Here is a 21,640-nt window from a genome sequence, read left to right on the forward strand (position 1 = left end):
ATGCGCGTGCGCCTCGCCGGACTGATTCTGTTGTTGCCGCTGAGCGCCCTGGCGGCGCCCAGCTCGCAGGAGCAGGCGCAGTTGGCCTGGCGCACAGCGCAGGGCGACGAGCTGCTGCGGCTCGGGCCGCAGCAGGTGCTTGATCGCCAGCCGCTGCCCGCGGACCTGCGCGCGCCGCTGGGTAGCCTGTGGAAGCTGTTCGTCTACGCCTGGCTCAGCGACACGGGCCAGCAGGAGCCGGCCTACCAGTGCCGTGGCGAGAGCAAGGAAGAGGTCTACTGCTGCTCGGCGGGACAGAGCGTCGCGCGTGATGCCGCGCTGGTGAAGTCCTGTGGCCTGTATTTCCAGCCGCAGCGCCTGGGCGTCGACGGTTCGGTCTGGCAGCAATACTGGCAGGCGCGCCATGCGCCGGCCTGGATCACTCAGTTGGACAAGCTGGCGCCGCGGACCGAAGTCCCGGTCGCCGAACTGCTCGAACAACTTCAACACCTGCCTGCCCAGGAGCAGGCCCGGAAGGTACTGCTGGACGTCAGTCTCGCTGCGGATGACGGTCGCGCCGCGGCTTCACTGGGCGGCCGCCTGCGGGTGAAAACCTGGAGCTGGGACGAGAATGGCCCGCGCGAGGGTGGCTTTGCCGGGTGGCTGGTGGACGGGACGCCACTCTGGGCTCGCGGCCCGGGCACCAGCAAGACGGTGCTGGCGAAGTACGGCAACGCAATCGGCGCCGCCTTGCCGGCTCCGTGGCCCAGTGATCCTGGGCGCTGCGTGGAGGTGGGGCTGTTCAGCCGCTATCCGCTGAAAGAGGTCTACGACGTACGCAATCAACCTGCCACCGAAGGCATGTTGGCGGGCCGGCAGAATGTGTTGTTCGCCAATGGCGTCCGACTGGATGTGAACAGCAGCGGCGATCTGTTCCTCGAGCGCGGTGCCGAAGGCCCGCGCCTGACTGCGCGCCTGTCCCGCGAGGAGTACGTCGCCCGCGTGCTGGATCGCGAGGCGTCCGCTACGCCGCCGGAGGCGGCCAAGGCGCTGGCGGTGACCATCCGCACTTATCTGTTGCAGAACGGCGCGCCGCGCGGCGACTGCCTGAGTATCGACGACAGCAGCCAGCGCCAGCGCGTGGCACCGCGCCCGGCCAGCGAAGCGGCGCGGGGTATTGCCGCCTGGACGGCCGACCTGGTGCTGGCCGGTGGCACCGTCACCTATCACTCGGACGAGGCGGGGCAGTCGAAACTGTCCTGGCGCGACGCTCAGGAGCAGGCAGCCAAGGGCCTGCGCTATGACGCGATCCTCGCTCGCGCTTTCCCGCGCACCAGCCTCAGCCGTTGGAGCAATCCGATCGCCGCCTGCCAGCCGCTACCGGAGGCGGAGCGTTGGCTGAAGGCGCAACGGCGGGACTGGCGTCCGCGCCTGGAGACCGAGGCCGGCTATGAGGAGCTGCAGTCCTTCGCCGTGTGCCGCCTGAGCAGCGGCCGGCCCTATGTTGACCGCGAACGCCAGCGCATCTACGTGCGCGGCCTCTACTCCCAGCAGGATCGCCTCGACCTGGCTCATGAATATCTGCACCTGGCTTTCCAGGCGCACCCCAATGGACAAGACGAGGGCTACGTGGAAAGCCTGGCCCGTCGCCTGATACTGGAATGATCAGCATGAAACTCGCCCATGTGCTCCGCCTGTCCCTGCTTGCCAGCCTGATTCCGTTGGGTGCGCAGGCCGCCGAATCGCCGATCAGCCTGGATACCCCACTGGGCGGCTGGCGCTCAGGCGACGGCGACAAGGCCGACTTCCGGCAGACGGTGAACTACCCGGCGTCCTCGGTGAACTCGCGGGAGGACCAGTCCGACACCGCGCGCATCCGTGGCGAAATCCGTGGGTTGCCAAAGGACAGCAAGGAACCGGCACGCCTGGTGGTCAATGGCGTGGCCATGCCGATGCGGGTCGAAAGTGACGGACGGTTCGACCGTCCGTTCGCCTTCCCGGCGGGCTCCAACAGCGTCGAAGTCGTCAGCCCGGACGGCCAGCAGCGCAAGCGCGTGCAGTTCTACCACGGCGGCGGTGGTGGCGAGGTGGCGGCCAAGCTGCGGGTCATGCTGTCCTGGGATTCGGACAATACCGACCTCGACCTGCACCTGGTGACGCCCGATGGCGGGCACGTCTGGTACGGCAACCGCTCACTGCCCAACGGCGCGGCCCAGGACGTCGACGTGACCACTGGCTATGGCCCGGAAATCATCGCCAGCCCAACTCCGCTCAAGGGGCAGTACCTGGTCTATGTGAACTACTACGGTGGCGGCTGGAGTTCGGACGAAAGCTCCGGCGACGTGAATGCAGCCAAGCCGCTGACCACGGCGCAGGTGACCATCGTCACAGAGGAGGGCACGGTGAACGAGAAGCAGGAGTCCTTCCTGATCCCGATGCGCCAGCCGGGTGAGCTGACCCTGGTGAAGCGGTTCAGTTATCCATAAATGAATGTTCAGGCCTGCGTAGGAGCGGACTTTGTTCGCGATGGCATCCGGCGCGATTCGGACCTATCGCGGACGGAGTCCGCTCCTACGTAACGTCTGAATCAGGCGTTCTGGTCTGCCTGCCACGCGTCGACCACTTCCTGTGCCGCGCGGAAGGCATCGATAGCCGCCGGAACACCGGCATAGACCGCGCAATGCAGCAGCGCTTCGCGAATCTCTTCCACCGTGCAGCCGTTGTTCAGTGCGCCGCGCACATGGCCTTTCAGCTCTTGCGGGCATTTGAGCGCAGTCAGCGCGGCCAGGGTGATCAGGCTGCGGGTCTTGCGTGGCAAGCCTTCACGGTTCCACACGCCACCCCAGGCATGCTCGTTGACAAAGTCCTGCAGCGGCTGGGTGAAGTCGGTGGCGTTGCCCAGCGCACGATCGACGAAAACGTCGCCCATCACTTCGCGGCGAACCTGCTCGCCGGCCTTGCGGTTGTCGTTGCTCATTCTGGCTCCTTCAGAGACCTTCCAGGCGCACCGGCGCGGTGCCGGAGCGCAGCATATTGAGTTGTTCGGCAGCGGCTTTCGAGACGTCGATGATCCGCCCGCGGCCGAACGGCCCGCGGTCATTGATGCGCACGACGACGCTGCGGCCGTTGTCGAGGTTGGTGACTTTGACTCGCGTACCGAAGGGAAGAGTGCGGTGCGCGGCGGTCAGGGCGTTCTGGTTGAAGCGCTCGCCGCTGGCGGTGCGCTTGCCATGGTGAGCCTTGCCGTAATAGGACGCGGTACCTTCGGCGCGGTAGCCGCGGCCGGAAACCTCCGAGTCGCTGTCATATGACGTGGTGCTACAGCCGGCCAGCAAGGCCAGGCAGCCGATGAGGGCCATGGGTCGCAGCATCGAACCTCCGGACGAAAAAACGCCGGGCAAGCCCGGCGTCGTTGAAGTGTGGGCTCAGGCTTCGAGCTTCTTCTTCAGCAGTTCGTTCACTTGTGCCGGGTTAGCCTTGCCCTTGGCGGCCTTCATGGCCTGGCCGACGAAGAAGCCGAACATCTTGCCGCGCTTGGCTTCGTCGCTGGCGCGGTACTGTTCGACCTGCTCGGCGTTGGCTGCCAGCACGTCATCCAGCAGCTTCTCGACGGCGCCGGAATCGGTGTTCTGTACCAGGTCCTTGGCCTTGATGATCTCGTCCGGCGAGCCCTCGCCCTCGGCCAGGGCAGCGAACACGGTCTTCGCGGCCTTGCCGTTGATGGTGCCGTCCTTCAGGCGCAGGATCATATGGCCCAGGTGCTCGGCGGAGACCGGCGATTGCTCGATTTCCAGGCCGTCCTTGTTGAGGAGGCTGGAGAGCTCGCCCATCACCCAGTTGGCGGCCAGCTTGGCATCGCCACAGATGGTCTGGACCTGTTCGAAGTAGTCGGCCATCTCGCGGCTGGCGGACAGCACGCTGGCGTCATAGGCGGACAGGCCGTACTGGCTCTCGAAGCGCTCGCGCTTCTGGTCCGGCAGTTCCGGCAGCTGGGTGCGCAGGTCGTCGAGGAAGGCGCGCTCGATCACCACCGGCAGCAGGTCCGGGCAGGGGAAGTAACGGTAGTCGTTGGCTTCTTCCTTGCTGCGCATGGAGCGCGTTTCGTCCTTGTTCGGGTCGTACAGGCGGGTTTCCTGCACGACCTTGCCGCCATCCTCGATCAGCTCGATCTGACGCTGCACTTCGTGGTTGATCGCCTTCTCGATGAAGCGGAAGGAGTTCACGTTCTTGATCTCGGCGCGGGTGCCGAACTCGGCCTGGCCCTTCGGCCGTACCGAAACGTTGCAGTCGCAACGCAGCGAACCTTCGGCCATGTTGCCGTCGCAGATGCCCAGATAGCGCACCAGCGCGTGGATCGCCTTGACGTAGGCCACGGCTTCCTTGGCGCTGCGGATATCCGGCTCGGAAACGATTTCCAGCAGCGGAGTACCGGCGCGGTTCAGGTCGATGCCGCTCATGCCGTGGAAGTCTTCGTGCAGGCTCTTGCCGGCGTCCTCTTCCAGGTGTGCGCGGGTGATGCCGACGCGCTTGACGGTGCCATCTTCCAGGGTGATGTCCAGGTGCCCCTTGCCGACGATGGGGTGGTCCATCTGGCTGGTCTGGTAGCCCTTGGGTAGGTCCGGGTAGAAGTAGTTCTTGCGCGCGAACACGTTGCGCTCGGCGATCTCGGCGTTGATCGCCAGGCCGAACTGGCAGGCCATGCGCACGGCCTCCTGGTTCAGCACCGGCAGGGTGCCGGGCATCGCCAGGTCGATCAGGCTGGCCTGGGTATTCGGGGCGGCGCCGAAGGTGGTGGCGCTGCCGGAGAATATTTTCGATTGGGTGGAGAGCTGTGCGTGGATTTCCAGCCCGATCACGGTTTCCCATTGCATATCGTAATCCTTCCTCAGAACCCAGCCGGTGCTTGTTTGTGCCAGTCGCTGACCAGTTGGTACTGGTGCGCGACGTTGAGCAGGCGGCCTTCCTGGAAGTATGGCGCGAGCAGTTGGACACCCACCGGCAGGCCGTCGACGAAGCCGGCGGGCATGGACAGGCCCGGAATGCCGGCGAGGTTGGCGGTGATGGTGTAGATGTCTTCCAGGTACTGGGCGACTGGATCGTTGTTCTTCTCGCCCAGTTTCCAGGCCGGGTTCGGCGTGGTGGGGCCGAGGATCACGTCGACTTCTGCGAAAGCATTGGTGAAGTCGTTCTTGATCAGGCGGCGAATTTTCTGAGCTTTCAGGTAATACGCGTCGTAGTAGCCAGCGGAAAGCGCGTAGGTGCCGACCATGATGCGGTTCTTCACTTCAGCGCCGAAGCCTTCGGCGCGGGAGCGCTTGTACAGGTCCTGCAGGTCCTTCGGGTCTTCGCAGCGGTAGCCGTAGCGAACGCCGTCGAAACGTGACAGGTTGGAGCTGGCTTCTGCGGGCGCGATCACATAATAGGCAGGGATCGCGTGCTGCATGTTCGGCAGGGAAATCTCCTTGACCACCGCGCCGAGCTGCTTGAGCTGCTCGACCACCTTCATGACCGCATCGGCGATGCGGCCGTCGAGACCTGCGCCGAAGTACTCTTTCGGCAGGCCGATACGCAGACCGGTCAGCGGCTTGGAAAGGGCGGCCAGGTAGTCGTCCACTGGCTGGTCGACGCAGGTGGAGTCCTTTGGATCGAAGCCGGCCATGGCGCCGAGCATCAGCGCGCAGTCCTCGGCGGTGCGGGCCAGCGGGCCGCCCTGATCGAGGCTGGAGGCGTAGGCGATCATGCCCCAGCGCGATACGCGGCCGTAGGTGGGCTTGATGCCGGTGAGGTTGGTCAGCGCGGCCGGCTGGCGGATCGAGCCGCCGGTGTCGGTGCCGGTGGCGGCCGGAATCAGGCGCGCGGCCACGGCGGCAGCCGAGCCGCCGGAGGAGCCGCCCGGCACGCGGGAGGTATCCCAGGGGTTCTTCACCGGCCCGTAGTGGCTGGACTCGTTGGCCGAACCCATGGCGAATTCGTCCATGTTCAGCTTGCCCAGGCTCACGGTGCCGGCGTCGGCCAGGCGCTCGACGACAGTGGCGTCGTAGGGCGAGACGAAAGCGTCGAGGATCTTCGAACCGCAGCTGGTGCGCACGCCCTGGGTGCAGAACAGGTCCTTGTGGGCGATCGGCGCGCCCAGCAGGGCACCGGTCTCGCCTTTGGCGCGCCGCTCGTCGGCCGCCTTGGCCTGGGCCAGGGCGCTCTCTTCGGTGACGGTGATGAAACTGTTCAGCTGCGGGTCGAGCTGCTGGATGCGCGCGAGCAGGGCAGTGGCCAGTTCCTGGGCGGAGAATTGCTTGTCGGCGAGTCCGCGGGCGACTTCGGCGAGGGTCAATTGATGCAGCATATGTCCGTGTCCTTAGCGCTTACTCGATGACTTTCGGGACGAGGTAAAGGCCGTCTTCCACGGCCGGCGCGATGGCCTGGTAGGCTTCGCGGCGGTTCTCCTCGGTGACGGCGTCGGCACGCAGGCGCTGGGTGGCTTCCAGCGGGTGGGCCAGGGGCTCCACGCCGTCGGTGTCGACCGCCTGCATGGCGTCGATCAGGCCGAGGATGTTGTTCAGGGTGTCGGTGGTACGCGAAATGTCGGCTTCCTCCAGGCCCAGGCGGGCGAGGTGGGCGATCTTTTCCACGTCGGAGCGTTCAAGCGCCATCGAGGTCTCCAGCTAGAGCGGCCCGGTTCGAACTGGACCTGGCCGGAAGGAATTGGTGGGGCAGGGAACAGAACCCGCGGCGGACGGTCGAAGGCCGCTGGGACGGGCCTGCAGGCCCGAAAAACGAGGAATCTAGCATAAATTGCCGCCTTGCCCAAAACCCCCGTCATTGTTAGAGTTTGCCGCACTTTTTTACCCGCGCACTTTTCACCCACGCGCCACCTATGGGTTTCTTTCCAATGTTCAAAAAACTGCGTGGCATGTTCTCCAGTGATCTGTCGATCGACCTGGGCACTGCCAATACCCTTATTTATGTGCGCGAGCGCGGCATCGTCCTGAACGAACCGTCCGTGGTCGCCATTCGTAGCCACGGCAGCCAGAAGAGCGTGGTGGCGGTCGGTACCGAAGCCAAGCGCATGCTGGGCCGTACCCCGGGCAACATTGCTGCCATTCGTCCGATGAAGGATGGCGTGATCGCCGACTTCAGCGTCTGCGAGAAGATGCTGCAGTACTTCATCAACAAGGTTCACGAGAACAGCTTCCTGCAGCCCAGCCCCCGCGTGCTGATCTGCGTACCGTGCAAGTCCACCCAGGTGGAACGCCGCGCGATCCGTGAATCGGCCCTGGGCGCTGGCGCCCGTGAGGTGTACCTGATCGAAGAACCGATGGCTGCAGCCATTGGCGCCGGCCTGCCGGTGGAAGAGGCCCGTGGCTCCATGGTCGTCGACATCGGCGGCGGCACCACCGAGATCGCCCTGATCTCCCTCAATGGCGTGGTTTACGCCGAATCCGTCCGCGTCGGCGGCGACCGCTTCGACGAGGCCATCGTCACCTACGTGCGCCGCAACTACGGCAGCCTGATCGGCGAATCCACCGCCGAGCGCATCAAGCAGGAAATCGGCACCGCCTTCCCGGGCGGCGAAGTCCGCGAAGTCGACGTCCGTGGTCGCAACCTGGCCGAAGGCGTACCGCGCAGCTTCACTCTGAACTCCAACGAAGTGCTCGAAGCGTTGCAGGAATCGCTGGCGACCATCGTCCAGGCGGTCAAGAGCGCCCTGGAGCAGTCCCCGCCGGAACTGGCTTCGGACATCGCCGAGCGCGGCCTGGTGCTGACCGGTGGTGGCGCGCTGCTGCGCGACCTGGACAAGCTGCTGGCCCAGGAAACCGGCCTGCCGGTGATTGTCGCCGAAGACCCGCTGACCTGCGTCGCCCGTGGCGGCGGCAAGGCGCTGGAAATGATGGACCGTCATTCGATGGACCTGCTTTCCACCGAATAAGGTAGGAAAGCCCTGTAAAGGTCGGTTGACGTTTCGCCCGCACTGGTGAAACTTCAACCGACTTCGAACAGCTAGGAGCCGGTCATCAAACCGATATTCTCCAAAGGGCCCTCGCTGGGTGCGCGCCTGCTGGTGCTCGCTGTCCTGTCGGTCGCCTTGATGGTGGTCGATGCCCGCTTCGATTATCTGAAACCGGTACGCAGCCAGATGGGCCTCGTGCTGAGTCCTTTCTATGGCATTGCCGACTTCCCTGTTCGTGCCTGGGAAGGTGTGCGTGATCAGTTCACCAGCCGCAGCGAACTGCAGGCCGAGAACGAGCGCCTGAAGGCTGAGCAGCTGCTGATGCAGCGCCGTCTGCAGAAGCTCGCCACCCTCACCGAACAGAACGTGCGCCTGCGCGAGTTGCTCAACTCCTCCGCGCTGGTCGATGACAAGGTGCTGGTGGGCGAGCTGATCGGCGTCGATCCCAACCCCTTCACCCAGCGCATCCTGATCGACAAGGGCGAGAAGGACGGCGTGTTCCAGGGCCAACCGGTCCTCGATGCCAGCGGTCTGATGGGCCAGGTGGTCGAGGTCATGCCCTACACCGCGCGCGTGCTGCTGCTGACCGATACCACCCACAGCATTCCGGTGCAGGTGAACCGCAATGGCCTGCGCGCCATCGCCGTGGGCACTGGCAACCCGGAGCGCCTGGAACTGCGTTACGTCGCCGATACCGCCGACATCAAGGAAGGCGACCTGCTGGTCAGCTCCGGCCTTGGTCAGCGCTTCCCGGCCGGCTATCCGGTAGCGGTGGTGAAGGAAGTGCTGCACGACACTGGTGGGCCTTTCGCCACCATCCGCGCCGTGCCGACGGCCAAGATGAACCGCAGCCGCTACGTGCTGCTGGTGTTCAGCGACAGCCGTACCCCCGAGCAGCGCGCCACCGATGCCGCCGAAGCCCAGGCCGAGGCCGACCGCAAGGCCGCCGAGTCTGGCGCGCCGGCACAGCCTGCACCGGCAGCGCCTGGCGCTCCCGCCGCGCAGCCCCATGAGGGCGCGCAGCCTGCCGCTCCTGCCGCACAGCCAGCCCATCCGGCCGGCACCAATGCTGCTGACCCGGCCGCACCTGGTGCGCCGGCATCGCACCCCGATGCCAGGGCTCGTCACTGATGGCTACCCAGGGTTCCAACAATGGCTGGGCCGTCTGGCTGACGTTGCTGCTGGCGCTGTTGCTGTCGGTGGCGCCTATGCCCAGCTTCATGGAGATCGGTCGCCCGCTGTGGCTGGCAATGTTCCTTACCTACTGGGTGCTCTATCTGCCGCACAAGGTCGGGATGCTCAGCGCCTGGGTGCTCGGCGTCGCCGAGGACGTGCTCTACGGCAGCCTGCTGGGGCAGAACGCGCTGATCCTGAGCCTGATCATCTGCCTGGTGCTCTCGCTGCATCAGCGCCTGCGCATGTTCCCCATCTGGCAGCAATGCCTGGTGTTGCTGGTGGTCTTCGGCCTCGCGCAACTGGTCCAGTTGTGGATCAGCGCCCTGACCGGCAACCGCCCGCCGACCCTGGTGTTCCTCCTGCCGGCACTGGTCAGCGCCCTGCTCTGGCCCTGGGTCTACACCTTGCTGCGGGCCCTGCGGCTGCGCCTGAACATCAACTGATCGCCCCTTTGCGGGTGAATCACCGGGCTCGCGCTGCGCGGGCCCGCTTCGGAGTCCCTGATGGCCCAGCTGTACCTCGCCTCCAGTTCGCCGCGTCGCCGCGAGCTGCTCACCCAGATCGGCCTGCCGTTCCACATAGTGCCCGCGTCCATCGATGAAACGCCCGAGTCCGGCGAGTCGGCGCTCGCCTATGTCGAGCGCCTGGCGCGCAGCAAGGCGCTGGCCGGGCTGAATTTCCTCGCCCAGCGCGCCGACGTCTGCGTGCTCGGCGCCGATACCGCCGTGGTGCTGGACGGCCGTATCCTCGGCAAGCCGGTGGACCGCGACGACGCCCTGGCCATGCTGCAGGCGCTGTCCGGCCGCGAGCACGAGGTGCTGACTGCCGTGGCGGTGGCCGACCGTGACCGCTGCGAGGCGCGCGTGGTCAGCAGCCGGGTGACCTTCCGCGAGGTTCACGCCGAGGAAGCCGAGCGCTACTGGGAGACCGGCGAACCCCAGGATAAAGCAGGTGGCTATGCTATCCAGGGCCTCGCGGCGATCTTCGTCAGCCGCGTAGAGGGCAGCTACAGCGCCGTGGTCGGCCTGCCTTTGTGTGAAACCGCGGCATTGCTGGCTGACTTCTCCATCGCCAGCTGGCAGTCTTGATCGGAAAATAGCGCTGGCACGACTCCGGGCGCGATAAGGAAGGGCGCATGAGCGAAGAGATCCTGATCAATATCACGCCGATGGAATCGCGCGTGGCGGTGGTGGAGAACGGCGTCCTGCAGGAAGTCCACGTCGAGCGCACGTTGCGCCGCGGGATCGTCGGCAACATCTACAAGGGCAAGGTCGTGCGCGTGCTTCCGGGCATGCAGGCGGCTTTCGTCGATGTCGGGCTGGAGCGAGCGGCATTCATCCACGCGGCGGAGATTTCCACCCGCGAGGGCAGCGCCGTGGAGAGCATCGGCGCGCTGGTGCACGAAGGGCAGAGCCTGGTGGTGCAGGTCACCAAGGACCCGATCGGGACCAAGGGCGCGCGGTTGACCACGCACCTGTCGATCCCCTCGCGCTACCTGGTCTACATGCCGCGCACCAGCCATGTCGGCATTTCCTTGAAGATCGAGGACGAACACGAGCGCGAGCGCCTCAAGCAGGTGGTCGCCAAGTGCGTTGAGGCTGAGGGCATCGTCGAGCGCGGCGGCTTCATCCTGCGTACCGCTGCCGAGGGCGCCGGCGAGGACGAGATCCTCGCCGACATCCGCTACCTGCGCCGTCTCTGGGACCAGATCGACGCGCAGATCCAGACCGTCGGCGCGCCGACGATGATCTACGAAGACCTGTCCCTGGCCCTGCGCACCCTGCGTGATCTGGTGAATCCGCGCATCGAGAAGATTCGCGTCGATTCCCGGGAGAACTTCCAGAAGATCACGCAGTTCGTCGAAGAACTGATGCCGGAAATCGCTGACCGCCTGGAGCACTACCCCGGCGAGCGGCCGATCTTCGACCTCTACGGGGTCGAAGACGAGGTGCAGAAGGCGCTCGAGCGCAAGGTGCTGCTCAAGTCCGGCGGTTACCTGATCATCGACCCGACCGAGGCGATGACCACCATCGACGTGAACACCGGCGCGTTCGTTGGCCACCGCAACCTCGAAGAAACCATCTTCAAGACCAACCTCGAGGCGGCCACCGCCATTGCCCGCCAGCTGCGCCTGCGCAACCTGGGCGGGATCATCATCATCGACTTCATCGACATGGAGGACGAAGAGCACCGCCGCCAGGTCCTGCGGACCCTGGAAAAGCAGCTCGAACGCGACCATGCCAAGACCAACATCATCGGCATCACCGAACTGGGCCTGGTGCAGATGACCCGCAAGCGCACCCGCGAAAGCCTGGTGCAGGTGCTCTGCGAGCCCTGCCCGAGCTGCCAGGGCCGCGGCATGCTGAAGACCCCCGAGACCATCTGCTACGAGATATTCCGCGAGATCCTCCGCGAGGCGCGGGCCTACCAGGCCGATTCCTACCTGGTGCTGGCCAACCAGAAAGTGGTGGACCGACTGCTGGACGAGGAGTCTGGCAATGTCGCCGATCTGGAGCTGTTCATCGGTCGTCCCATCAAGTTCCAGGTCGAGGCCATGTACTCCCAGGAGCAGTACGACGTTGTCCTGCTTTGAGCGGCGGATCGCACGGCGTGGGCTTTGTGCAATCGGCCGCTCTGCAATGGGGTATTTTGGAGCTTTGTCTGACGCACACTGTCAGACCAGGTTCGACCTTGCGTGGCTGGGAGGCCGCTAGATGACCCTTCGCTTCACTTCACAGGTAGCCGGCTGACATGGAGCGCGCCGGCCACCTGTTCGCCACTTCCCTGCGCATCGTCCTGGGCCTTCTGGCGCTGGGGCTGGTGTTGCTAGCGCTATACGTCAGCCTTGGCCGGCAACTGGTGCCTCTGGTGGCGGAGTACCGCGACGAACTCGCGCAGAAGGCCAGTGAGCAACTGGGCCTGCCGGTGGCCATCGGTGCGCTCGAAGGGCACTGGCATGCCTTCAGCCCGATCATCGTGGTGCGCGACATCCAGTTGGGCGAGGGCAATGACTCGCTGCGCCTGGAGCGTGTACGGCTGACGCCGGACATCCTTGGCAGCGTGATGGCGCGTCAACCGCGCATCGATGCCCTGGAGTTGGAAGGCCTGCACCTGACCCTGCGCGAGGACGAGGAAGGCAAGTGGCACGCCGACGGCCTGCCGAGCCGTGGCGGCGACACCGATCCGCGCAAGCTCATCGACCTGCTGCTGACTCCGCGTCGCCTGTCTTTGATGGACAGCCAACTGACGGTGTTGCCGCAGCAGGCCAATCCTCTGTCGCTGAACTATGTCGGCATGACCTTGCGCAGCGGCAGCCGTCAGCGCCTGGAAGCTCGCCTCAGCCTGCCCGGTGGTGAGCCAGTGGCGGCGCGTCTGGAAACCCGCCTGAACCGTGACGACTGGGCGAAAAGCTCGGCTCAGCTGTATCTCAGCCTGCCTCAGGCCGATTGGGCGAAATGGCTGCCCGAGCGCCTCACTGGCGCCTGGAAACTCTCCCAGGCCAAGGCCGGTGGCGAATTCTGGGCGACCATCGACAAGGGCGTGCCGGTTTCCGCGGTGGCGCGTCTGAATGCGCCGAAGATCGAGGCCGCGCTGGCCGGGCGCAAGCCGGTCAGCCTGAGCGATCTGGGTGTGGGCCTGTTCTTCCAGCGAAACGGTGACGATTTTGATCTGCGCGTCGCCGATCTGGCGGCGAACATCGGTGATACCCGCTGGGGTGAGGTGGAGCTGGAACTGACTCGCCGAATGAAGGACGAGGAGCACTGGCAACTGCGTGCCGACCGCCTTGACCTGACTCCGCTGGGCCCGACCATCACCGCCCTGGCGCCGCTGCCGGACAAGGTCGTCGAATGGCTCGATGGCCTGAAGCCGAGCGGCGTGCTGCACAACGTGAATTTCGACTACTGGCCGCAGCGCGAGGGCGCCGAGCGCGTCGTCTATGCCACCAATCTGGAAAAGGTCGGTGTCAAAGCCTTCCATGATGTTCCCGCGGTGGCCAATGTCGACGGCACCTTGAGCGGCAACCTCGGCGGCGGCACGCTGGACGCCAACGCCCAGGACTTCATGCTGCACCTGGCCACGCTGTTCCCCGAACCCTGGCACTACCGCACCGCGTACACGCGGATGTTCTTCCAGCTCAACGACGAAGCCTTCACCCTTGGCAGCCACCTGATGCAGGTGGAGGGCGAGGAAGGCACCATCGCCGGCGACATGTTGATCCGCCTGATGCGCGACCCTGCGCAGGAGGACTACATGGACCTGCGCGTCGGCATGAGCCATGGCGACGCGCGCTTCACCAGCAAGTACCTGCCCACCGTGATCCCGCAGATGAGCAAGGACCTCGCCGCCTGGCTCAAGGGCTCCATCAAGAGCGGCCGCATCGAGCAGGGCTATTTCCTCTGGCAGGGCTCGCTGCAGAAGGGCTCGGCGCCCGAGGCCCATGCAATGAGCCTGTACTTCAAGGTTCATGACGGCGTGCTCGATTACCAGCCCGGCTGGCCAGGCCTGAGCAAGGCCGAGGGCGAGGTGCGTGTCGAGGATAGTGGCGTGAGCATCAATGCCACGAGCGGGCAGATCCTCAACAGCCAGGTGCGCGATGTTTCGGTGGAGATACCCCATTCGAATCCGGGTGAAGTCGCCCACCTGCACGTGAACGGCGATATCGACAGCAACCTCGTCGACGGCCTGAAGATCCTCCAGGACTCGCCGATTGGCGCCACTCATACCTTTGCCGGCTGGGAAGGCAAGGGCGACCTGAACGGCCATCTCAATCTCGATATTCCCCTGGCCAAGGGCGAGGCGAGCAAGGCGCGGGTGATCGTCGATTTCGATACCGACAAGGCGCAGCTGAAGATTGCCAAGCCTGAACTGAACCTCGAACAGGTCAAGGGCAAGTTCCGTTATGACACCGACAGCGGCCTGAGCGGGCAGAACGTCTCCGCCCAGGTGCTTGGGGCCCGCGTTACCGGCAGCATTCGCGCCGAAGGTCGCAATGGCGATCCGCGTACCCGCGTGCTGGTGGCTGGCCAGGTGCCGGTAAAGACCCTGCTCGACTGGGGCAAGGTGCAGAAGCAGTTGCCGGTGGACGGGCGCGTTCCGTTCCAGCTCAACCTGCTGCTCGATGGCAAGGACAGCCAGTTGCAGGTCGCCTCGAACCTGCAGGGCGTCACCATCGACCTGCCGGCACCGCTGGGCAAGGCCGCGCAGGAAACACGCGAAAGTGAGTGGCGCATGACCCTGGATGGTGCCGAGCGGCGCTACTGGGCGACCTATGGTGACCGTGCCAGCCTGGCCTACGCCGCACCGGCTGACCAGCCGCTCGCAGGCCGTGGCGTGCTGCGCCTGGGGGGCGATCCGGCCGTGCTGCCCAACTGGAACGGCGTTCAGGTGCGCGGCAAGGTCGATGAAGTCGATGCCGATGCCTGGATGGCGGTCGCGAAGAAGTACTCCAACACCGGTGTCGAAGGCGCTGCCGGGCTGCTGCGTGGCGCAGACTTGCAGATCGCTCGTTTCAAGGGCTTCGGCCAGACGCTGGACAACCTCACGCTGGACCTGACCCGCGTCGACAGCAGCTGGCAGGTCGGGCTGGTCAGCTCGCTGGTCACCGGCAAGATCACCCTGCCTGACAGCAAGGTGAAGCCGATCCAGATCGCTCTGGACCGCATCGACCTGCCCAAGGGCGAGGCCATCGATTCCGCGAAGGCGGTCGAGCAGCCCGACCCGATGGCGAAGATCGACCCGCGCACCCTGCCACCGATGGACGTGACCATTCGCCAGGTGCTGAAGGCCGGCAAGCCGGTCGGCGCCTGGAGCTTCAATCTGCGCCCGACGCCGACCGGCGTGGGCTTCAACGATGTGAACCTGGACCTGCGCGGCCTCTCGGTGAAAGGCAACCTGCGCTGGGACGGTGTGGAAGCGAGCGCGCGCAGCACCTTCCAGGGCAAGCTCGAGGGCAAGAACCTGGGGGACGTGCTCAAGGCCTGGGACTTCGCGCCCAGCGTGACCAGCGAGCGCTTCAGTGTGGACATCAACGGCAACTGGCCGGGCTCGCCGGCGGCGCTGAACCTGCGGCGCTTCGGCGGAACCCTTGACGCCAGCCTGCGCAAGGGGCAGTTCGTCGAGGTGGAGGGAGGTGCCAACGCACTGCGGGTCTTCGGCCTGCTCAACTTCAACGCCATCAACCGCCGCCTGCGGCTGGACTTCTCCGATCTGCTCGGCAAGGGCCTGAGCTACGACCGCGTGAAGGGTGTGCTCACCGCCACCGACGGCGTCTTCTTTACCCGCGAGCCGCTGCGCCTGGATGGTCCGTCGAGCAACCTGGAGCTCAACGGCACGCTGGACCTCGCCCACGATCAGATCGACGCCAAGCTGCTGGTGACCCTGCCGGTGACCAACAACCTGCCTCTGGCAGCGCTGATCGTCGGTGCGCCAGCCATCGGCGGTGCGTTGTTCGTGGTGGACAAGCTGCTGGGCGACAAGGTCGCGCGTTTTGCCAGCGTGCAGTACAGCGTGAAGGGCCCATGGCAGAGCCCGGCGATCACCTTCGAGAAACCCTTCGAAAAACCCCATTGAGCAGACTGTCCGGGCATCGGTTAGCATGAAACCCAGGCATTACCGGAGCTAGCCATGTCCATTGCCGTCATCCAGATGGTCAGCCAGGACGATGTCCTGGCCAATCTCACCGCCGCCCGTCGCCTGCTCGAGCAGGCCGCCGCGAGCGGCGCGCGTCTCGCCGTGCTGCCGGAAAACTTCGCCGCCATGGGCCGTCGTGACCTGGCGGACATCGGCCGCGCCGAAGCCCTTGGCGAAGGGCCCATCCTGCCCTGGTTGAAAAGCACCGCCCGCGACCTCAGGTTGTGGATAGTCGCCGGTACCCTGCCGCTGCCGCCTGAAGGCCAGCCGGACGCGAAGGCCAACGCCTGTTCATTGCTGGTGGACGAGCGCGGCGAAGTGGCGGCGCGCTACGACAAGCTGCACCTGTTCGACGTGGATGTCGCCGACGCCCGTGGCCGCTATCGCGAGTCGGACGACTACGCCTTCGGCCAGCGCGTGGTGGTGGCGGATACGCCGGTCGGGTGCCTGGGGCTGACGGTCTGCTACGACCTGCGTTTCCCCGAGCTCTACACCGCGCTGCGCGAAGCCGGCGCTGAGCTGATCAGCGCCCCTTCGGCGTTTACCGCGGTGACCGGGGCGGCGCATTGGGAAATCCTCATCCGTGCCCGTGCCATCGAGACCCAGTGTTACCTGCTGGCGGCCGGGCAGGGCGGTACCCACCCCAAAGGACGGGAAACCTGGGGCCAGTCGGCCATTGTCGACCCCTGGGGGCGTATCCTCGCCGAACAGGCCAAGGGCGAGGCGGTGCTGCTGGCCGAGCGCGACAGCGAGGAACAGGCGGCGATCCGGCAGCGCATGCCGATTGCCCGGCACAGAAGATTTTTCCCGCCGGTCGAACCACGACCGGCGCGTACGGAGTGAATATGAGCGAACTGTTGTCATCCGTCAGTCAGCACCTGCTGGCCCCCGGTGGTCTGGATATCGACCAGCTGTCGCCGATCCTGCACGAGCTGAGCGGGCCCGGAATCGATGCCGCCGATCTGTACTTCCAGAGCCAGGTCTCCGAGTCCTGGATGCTGGAGGACGGCATCGTCAAGGAGGGCAGTTTCCACATGGACCAGGGCGTCGGCGTGCGCGCGCAGTCCGGCGAGAAGACCGGCTTCGCCTACAGCAACGCAATCAACCATGAGGCGCTGATCCAGGCCGCTCGCGCCGCTCGTTCGATTTCCCGCGCCGGGCAGAACGGCAAGGTGCAGGCCTTCAAGGCGGTGGTGCCGACGCGTCTGTATGCCGGCGAGAACCCGCTGGACGTGATGAGCCGCGCCGAGAAAGTGGAGCTGCTGCAGAAGATCGACGCCGCCACCCGCGCCCTCGACCCGCGCATCCAGCAGGTCACCGTCAGCCTCGCCGGTGTCTGGGATCAGGTGCTGATCGCCGCGGCGGACGGATCGTTGGCGGCGGACATCCGCCCGCTGGTGCGCTTCAACGTCAGCGTGATCGTCGAGCAGAACGGCCGCCGTGAGCGTGGTGGTCACGGCGGCGGCGGTCGTACCGACTACAAGTATTTCCTCCAGGAAGACCGCGCCATGAGCTACGCCCGCGAGGCGCTGCGCCAGGCCCTGGTCAACCTCGAAGCGGTTCCCGCGCCGGCCGGTAGCCTGCCGGTGGTGATGGGCGCTGGTTGGTCCGGCGTGCTGCTACACGAAGCCGTGGGCCATGGCCTGGAAGGTGACTTCAACCGCAAGGGCAGCTCGAACTACAGCGGTCGCATTGGCGAGAAAGTCGCGTCCAGCCTGTGCACCATCGTCGACGACGGCACGATCGCCGGCCGTCGCGGTTCGCTATCGGTGGACGACGAAGGCACGCCAACCAACTGCAACGTGCTGATCGAGAACGGCATCCTCAAAGGCTACATGCAGGACAAGCTCAACGCCCGCCTGATGGGCGTGGCGCGCACCGGCAACGGCCGTCGCGAGTCCTACGCGCACCTGCCGATGCCGCGCATGACCAACACCTACATGCTGGCCGGGCAGAGCGATCCGCAGGAAATCATCGCCAGCGTCGAGCGCGGCATCTACTGCGCAAACCTTGGCGGCGGCCAGGTGGACATCACCAGCGGCAAGTTCGTCTTCGCCACCAGCGAGGCCTACCTGATCGAGAACGGCAAGATCACTCGCCCGGTGAAGGGCGCGACCCTGATCGGCAACGGTCCGGAAGTGATGAGCCGGGTGTCCATGGTCGGCAACGACCTGGCGCTGGACAGCGGCGTGGGCACCTGCGGCAAGGACGGCCAGTCCGTGCCGGTGGGTGTCGGTCAGCCGACCCTGAAGATCGACGCGATCACCGTCGGCGGCACGGGCGCCTGAGGCCGTTGCCGGTGGGCCTGGAAGGGAAGGGTGCGGCCGCTCAGCGCAGGCCGCGCTTCATCTCGTCCAGCTCGCGGATGTACTTGAAGATCTTCCGCGCCGCGGCCGGAGGCTTGTTGTGAGCGGCCTCATGCTGGGCGTGGCGGATCAGCTGGAGCAGATGCTGACGGTCGCTTTCCGGGTATTCGCCGAAGAAGGCGGACAGCGCCGCGTCACCGCCGGTGATCAGGTGATCGCGCCAGCGCTCGAGGGCGTGGAAGCGTTCGTTGTACTGGCGGGTCGAAGTGTCTACCTGTTCCAGCAGGGCGAGGATGGCCTCGACGTCCTGGTCGCGCATCAGCTTGCCGATGAACTGCCGGTGGCGTTTCTTGGCGGCGTTGGCCTTGTGCTTGGGCGCTTCTTCCAGTGCGCGGCGCAGCGGATCGGTGAGCGGCATGCGGTCGAGCATGTCGGCCTTGAGCGTGGTCAGGCGCTCGCCGAGCTCCTGCAGCGCGTGCATTTCGCGTTTTACTTGCGACTTGCTCTTCTCATCGAAGGACGAGTCGTCATCGTGAATTTCAGCCATGGCGGGGGTCTCGTTGAAAACGCCGTCATGATAACGAGTCAGGGGCCGCTTGTCCGGCCCGCGCCGGTTGCCGCCGCCTGATGGCGGGGCCGGACCATGAACAGGAGAGGCATGCAATGAGCGAACACAACCCGGCAGTGAGCCCGGAGGTCCTTCCCGAACTGCGCGAGCAGGTCGAGCGGATCATCGCCGAGGCCACCCGGCAGGGCGCCAGCGCCTGCGAGGTGGCGGTATCGGTGGAGCAGGGGCTGTCCACCTCGGTGCGCCAGGGGGAAGTCGAGACCGTCGAGTTCAACCGCGACCAGGGCTTTGGCATCACCCTCTACGTCGGCCAGCGCAAGGGCTCGGCGAGCACCTCGGCGACCGGCGCGGACGCCATCCGCGAGACCGTGGCGGCGGCATTGGCGATCGCCAAGCACGCTTCCGAAGACGATTGTGCCGGCCTGGCTGACCCGGCGCTGATGGCCCGTGACCTGCCGGACCTGGACCTGTACCACGGTTGGTCGATCACCCCCGACCAGGCCATCGAGCGCGCACTGGCCTGCGAGGCCGCGGCTTTTGCCACTGACAAACGTGTCACCAAAGCCGACGGCACTACGCTGAACACCCACCAGGGTTGTCGCGTCTACGGCAACAGCCACGGCTTTGTCGGTGGCTATGCCAGCACCCGTCATAGCCTCAGCTGCGTGATGATCGCCGAAGGCGAAGGGCAGATGCAGCGCGACTACTGGTACGACGTGAATCGTCGCGGCGAGTTGCTGGCCACCCCTGAGTCCATCGGCCGTCGTGCTGCAGAACGTGCCGCCAGCCGCCTGGGCGCGCGCCCGGTGCCGACTGCCGAAGTCCCCGTGCTATTCGCCCCGGAAGTTGCCGTGGGCCTGTTCGGCCACTTCCTCGGCGCCATCTCCGGCGGCAGCCTGTACCGCAAGTCGTCCTTCCTTGAGGGCGCGCTGGGCCAGCGACTGTTCCCGGAATGGCTGACCCTGGATGAGCGCCCGCTGCTGCGTGGCGCGCTGGGCAGTGCCTCGTTCGACAACGATGGCCTGGCGACCTATGCCAAGCCCTTCGTGGAAGGCGGCGAGCTGGTTTCCTATGTGCTGGGCACCTATTCCGGGCGCAAGCTGGGCATGCCCAGCACGGCCAACTCCGGCGGCGTGCACAACCTGTTCGTCAGCCATGGCGACGAGGACCAGGCCGCTCTGATCCGCCGCATGGGCCGTGGCCTGCTGGTCACCGAGCTGATGGGGCAGGGCGTCAACCTGGTGACCGGCGACTACTCGCGTGGCGCAGGCGGCTACTGGGTGGAGAACGGCGAAATCCAGTTCCCGGTACAGGAAGTCACCGTCGCCGCCAACCTGCGCGACCTGTTCCGCAACATCGTCGCCATCGGTAACGACGTGGAGTATCGCGGCAATCTGCACACCGGCTCCGTGCTCATCGAAAAGATGATGGTCGCCGGCAACTGATCCCCTCGCCGCGGCCCCGCTGGCCGCGGCTTCCAGCCCTTCCTCGACTCATTCTCCAGGCAGGCCATCCAGCGCATTGCGTCAGGTAGGCTTGTTTTTTTGATTCTTGCAAACAATAATCAATCGCATTATCGATTGAGAGATTGCCATGTTTGCCGAAGTCGACAGCTCGATCACTGACCGCTGGTACCTGCTGGGCACTCGCATCCGCTGCGCCCTGGAGCCGAACGAACCGCGGCTGGTCGAGCAGTACATCGGCGAGGCGCGCTACCTGGCGGCCTGGGAACCGGTGCCGGCCTGGCGCCTGTTCGAGAAGTGCTTCCAGCTGTTGCTCGACAGCAGCCGTGGCCGATGTTGCGCTTGAGTTCTCTGCTCTAAGGGGCATCGATCTGGACCGCGCTCGTCTCGAGCAACTGCTCAATCCCGAGAAGCTCACCGCCGGCGGACTCTGACTCCGCCCCACCCGCTGGAGGAACCTGCCATGCGTCATTGGCAACGCACCATCGAACTGGGCAACCGCTGCTTCATTCGTAACGAGTTGATCGATGCCCGTGAGCATTACCTCCACGCGCTGGCGCTGGCCCAGGTCCTGCTGGACCGCTGGCACGATCCCGAGGAAGCGGTGATGGCCTTCGTCATCTCTCATCACAACCTCGGCGACCTGCACCTGCAGTTGGGCCAGCCGGAGGAAACCGCCGAGTACCTGTGCGCCTGCCACGAGCGCCTGCTGGTGCTGGGCGAGGACCTGCGCAAATGCCCGGACCTGCGCGCGGCGGCTGTGCAGCACAGCCGCCGCACCTACGTCGAGCTGCTCAATTTCATCGGCGAGCACGGCACCTATCCGCGCACCCAGCGCCTGCTGCGCCGCCAGGGGGCGGTCGAACTGCGCCCGGGCCTGTTCACTGCCGTGCATTCGATGCGCTACCACTGACGTCCGCTACGAACCGGAGGAACCAAGATGCCTCACGTCCTGCCTGCCTTGCCGTACGCCTACGATGCGCTGGAGCCGCACATCGATGCGCAGACCATGGAAATCCATCACAGCAAGCACCACCAGACCTACATCAACAATCTGAACGCCGCACTGGAAGGCTCGGAGTTAGTGGAGGTTCCGGTGGAGGAGTTGCTGGGGAGCCTTGATCGCCTGCCTGAGGCATTGCGCGCTCCGGTGATCAACAACGGCGGTGGCCACGCCAACCACTCGCTGTTCTGGACCGTCATGGCGCCGGATGGTGGCGGTCTGCCACAGGACGAGTTGCGTCAGGCCATCGATGCGGAACTGGGCGGCTACGACGCCTTCTGCCTGGCCTTCACCAAGGCTGCGCTGACCCGTTTCGGCAGCGGCTGGGCGTGGTTGACCGTCAACCCGCAGGGCAAGCTGCAGGTGGAGAGCACCGGCAACCAGGACAGCCCGCTGATGCAGGGCAATCAGCCGATCCTCGGGCTGGATGTCTGGGAGCATGCCTACTACTTGCGCTATCAGAACCGTCGGCCGGAATACATTGCCGCTTTCTACAACGTCGTCGCCTGGCCTGAAGTGCTTCGTCGTTACCGTCTGGCGCTGCAGGCGCGGGGAAAAGGATGAAACCGA

20 protein-coding genes and 1 pseudogene are annotated in these 21,640 nt (G+C 65.6%); 15 read left to right on the forward strand and 6 right to left on the reverse strand.

What is annotated here, in order from left to right:
* Window positions 1–1,644: a DUF2300 domain-containing protein gene (locus ACNFH5_RS06390; protein ID WP_416744829.1), complete on the forward strand. Its 1,644-nt coding sequence runs from the start codon at window positions 1–3 to the stop codon at window positions 1,642–1,644.
* 5 nt (window positions 1,645–1,649) lie between these two features.
* Window positions 1,650–2,465 (forward strand): YfaP family protein, encoded by an 816-nt coding sequence (locus ACNFH5_RS06395; RefSeq protein ID WP_138521215.1) that lies wholly within the window; start codon window positions 1,650–1,652, stop codon window positions 2,463–2,465.
* 101 nt (window positions 2,466–2,566) lie between these two features.
* Here the strand turns inward: ACNFH5_RS06395 and ACNFH5_RS06400 are convergent, their stop codons facing one another.
* Genes ACNFH5_RS06400 through gatC form a run of 5 tightly spaced genes read right to left on the reverse strand, consistent with a single transcriptional unit; the run spans window position 2,567 to window position 6,626 of the window.
* Window positions 2,567–2,956 carry a carboxymuconolactone decarboxylase family protein gene (locus tag ACNFH5_RS06400; protein WP_416744830.1) on the reverse strand — a complete coding sequence of 130 codons (390 nt, stop codon included), beginning with the start codon at window positions 2,954–2,956 and terminating at the stop codon, window positions 2,567–2,569.
* A 10-nt stretch (window positions 2,957–2,966) separates the two neighbouring features.
* The gene (locus ACNFH5_RS06405; protein WP_416744831.1) at window positions 2,967–3,350 is read right to left on the reverse strand and encodes a septal ring lytic transglycosylase RlpA family protein; all 384 of its coding nucleotides are present in this window, start codon (window positions 3,348–3,350) and stop codon (window positions 2,967–2,969) included.
* 54 nt (window positions 3,351–3,404) lie between these two features.
* Window positions 3,405–4,850 (reverse strand): Asp-tRNA(Asn)/Glu-tRNA(Gln) amidotransferase subunit GatB, encoded by a 1,446-nt coding sequence (gatB, locus tag ACNFH5_RS06410; protein ID WP_416744832.1) that lies wholly within the window; start codon window positions 4,848–4,850, stop codon window positions 3,405–3,407.
* Between the two features lie 14 nt (window positions 4,851–4,864).
* A complete protein-coding gene (gatA, locus tag ACNFH5_RS06415; RefSeq protein WP_416744834.1) occupies window positions 4,865–6,319 on the reverse strand; it encodes an Asp-tRNA(Asn)/Glu-tRNA(Gln) amidotransferase subunit GatA in 1,455 nt (484 codons plus the stop codon).
* 19 nt (window positions 6,320–6,338) lie between these two features.
* Window positions 6,339–6,626, reverse strand: coding sequence for an Asp-tRNA(Asn)/Glu-tRNA(Gln) amidotransferase subunit GatC (gene gatC / locus ACNFH5_RS06420; RefSeq protein ID WP_015475813.1), 288 nt, complete (start codon window positions 6,624–6,626; stop codon window positions 6,339–6,341).
* Window positions 6,627–6,865: 239 nt separating this feature from the next.
* Here gatC and mreB point away from each other — a divergent pair, with 239 nt between their 5' ends.
* The 8 genes from mreB to tldD all read left to right on the forward strand — a co-directional run bounded on the left by mreB (window position 6,866) and on the right by tldD (window position 18,018).
* On the forward strand, window positions 6,866–7,903 hold the full coding sequence (gene mreB, locus ACNFH5_RS06425) for a rod shape-determining protein MreB (RefSeq protein WP_017518164.1): 1,038 nt from the start codon (window positions 6,866–6,868) through the stop codon (window positions 7,901–7,903).
* Between the two features lie 93 nt (window positions 7,904–7,996).
* Window positions 7,997–9,055, forward strand: coding sequence for a rod shape-determining protein MreC (gene mreC / locus ACNFH5_RS06430; RefSeq protein WP_416744967.1), 1,059 nt, complete (start codon window positions 7,997–7,999; stop codon window positions 9,053–9,055).
* A complete protein-coding gene (gene mreD, locus ACNFH5_RS06435; RefSeq protein ID WP_416744835.1) occupies window positions 9,055–9,543 on the forward strand; it encodes a rod shape-determining protein MreD in 489 nt (162 codons plus the stop codon). The genes mreC and mreD overlap by 1 nt, the downstream gene beginning before the upstream one ends.
* Window positions 9,544–9,603: 60 nt before the next feature.
* Entirely contained in the window at window positions 9,604–10,188 is a 585-nt protein-coding gene (locus ACNFH5_RS06440; protein ID WP_416744836.1) for a Maf family protein, read from the forward strand.
* A 47-nt stretch (window positions 10,189–10,235) separates the two neighbouring features.
* Complete coding sequence (gene rng, locus ACNFH5_RS06445; RefSeq protein WP_088421210.1) at window positions 10,236–11,693, forward strand: ribonuclease G; 1,458 nt, start codon at window positions 10,236–10,238, stop codon at window positions 11,691–11,693.
* Between the two features lie 158 nt (window positions 11,694–11,851).
* On the forward strand, window positions 11,852–15,670 hold the full coding sequence (locus ACNFH5_RS06450; RefSeq protein WP_416744837.1) for a YhdP family protein: 3,819 nt from the start codon (window positions 11,852–11,854) through the stop codon (window positions 15,668–15,670).
* A gap of 54 nt (window positions 15,671–15,724) precedes the next feature.
* The gene (locus ACNFH5_RS06455) at window positions 15,725–16,573 is read left to right on the forward strand and encodes a carbon-nitrogen hydrolase family protein (RefSeq protein ID WP_416744838.1); all 849 of its coding nucleotides are present in this window, start codon (window positions 15,725–15,727) and stop codon (window positions 16,571–16,573) included.
* A gap of 2 nt (window positions 16,574–16,575) precedes the next feature.
* The gene (tldD, locus tag ACNFH5_RS06460) at window positions 16,576–18,018 is read left to right on the forward strand and encodes a metalloprotease TldD (protein ID WP_045209576.1); all 1,443 of its coding nucleotides are present in this window, start codon (window positions 16,576–16,578) and stop codon (window positions 18,016–18,018) included.
* 40 nt (window positions 18,019–18,058) lie between these two features.
* Here tldD and yjgA read toward each other — a convergent pair whose 3' ends face one another.
* Window positions 18,059–18,583 (reverse strand): ribosome biogenesis factor YjgA, encoded by a 525-nt coding sequence (gene yjgA / locus ACNFH5_RS06465; RefSeq protein WP_239746551.1) that lies wholly within the window; start codon window positions 18,581–18,583, stop codon window positions 18,059–18,061.
* A 116-nt stretch (window positions 18,584–18,699) separates the two neighbouring features.
* Here yjgA and pmbA point away from each other — a divergent pair, with 116 nt between their 5' ends.
* The 5 genes and pseudogenes from pmbA to ACNFH5_RS06490 all read left to right on the forward strand — a co-directional run bounded on the left by pmbA (window position 18,700) and on the right by ACNFH5_RS06490 (window position 21,634).
* Window positions 18,700–20,049 (forward strand): metalloprotease PmbA, encoded by a 1,350-nt coding sequence (gene pmbA, locus ACNFH5_RS06470; protein WP_416744839.1) that lies wholly within the window; start codon window positions 18,700–18,702, stop codon window positions 20,047–20,049.
* A 148-nt stretch (window positions 20,050–20,197) separates the two neighbouring features.
* A complete protein-coding gene (locus tag ACNFH5_RS06475) occupies window positions 20,198–20,413 on the forward strand; it encodes a hypothetical protein (protein ID WP_416744840.1) in 216 nt (71 codons plus the stop codon).
* Window positions 20,394–20,501, forward strand: a pseudogene (locus ACNFH5_RS06480) (hypothetical protein); the annotation flags it as partial. The gene ACNFH5_RS06475 and the pseudogene ACNFH5_RS06480, both read left to right, overlap by 20 nt.
* A gap of 29 nt (window positions 20,502–20,530) precedes the next feature.
* Window positions 20,531–20,980: a hypothetical protein gene (locus ACNFH5_RS06485; protein WP_416744841.1), complete on the forward strand. Its 450-nt coding sequence runs from the start codon at window positions 20,531–20,533 to the stop codon at window positions 20,978–20,980.
* A 27-nt stretch (window positions 20,981–21,007) separates the two neighbouring features.
* Window positions 21,008–21,634, forward strand: a complete 627-nt coding sequence (locus ACNFH5_RS06490; protein WP_416744842.1) for a superoxide dismutase — start codon at window positions 21,008–21,010, stop codon at window positions 21,632–21,634.
* The last annotated feature ends 6 nt before the right edge of the window (window positions 21,635–21,640 follow it).

Origin of the sequence: Pseudomonas sp. NY15435 (assembly GCF_048068295.1) — a bacterium.
Taxonomy (GTDB): domain Bacteria; phylum Pseudomonadota; class Gammaproteobacteria; order Pseudomonadales; family Pseudomonadaceae; genus Pseudomonas.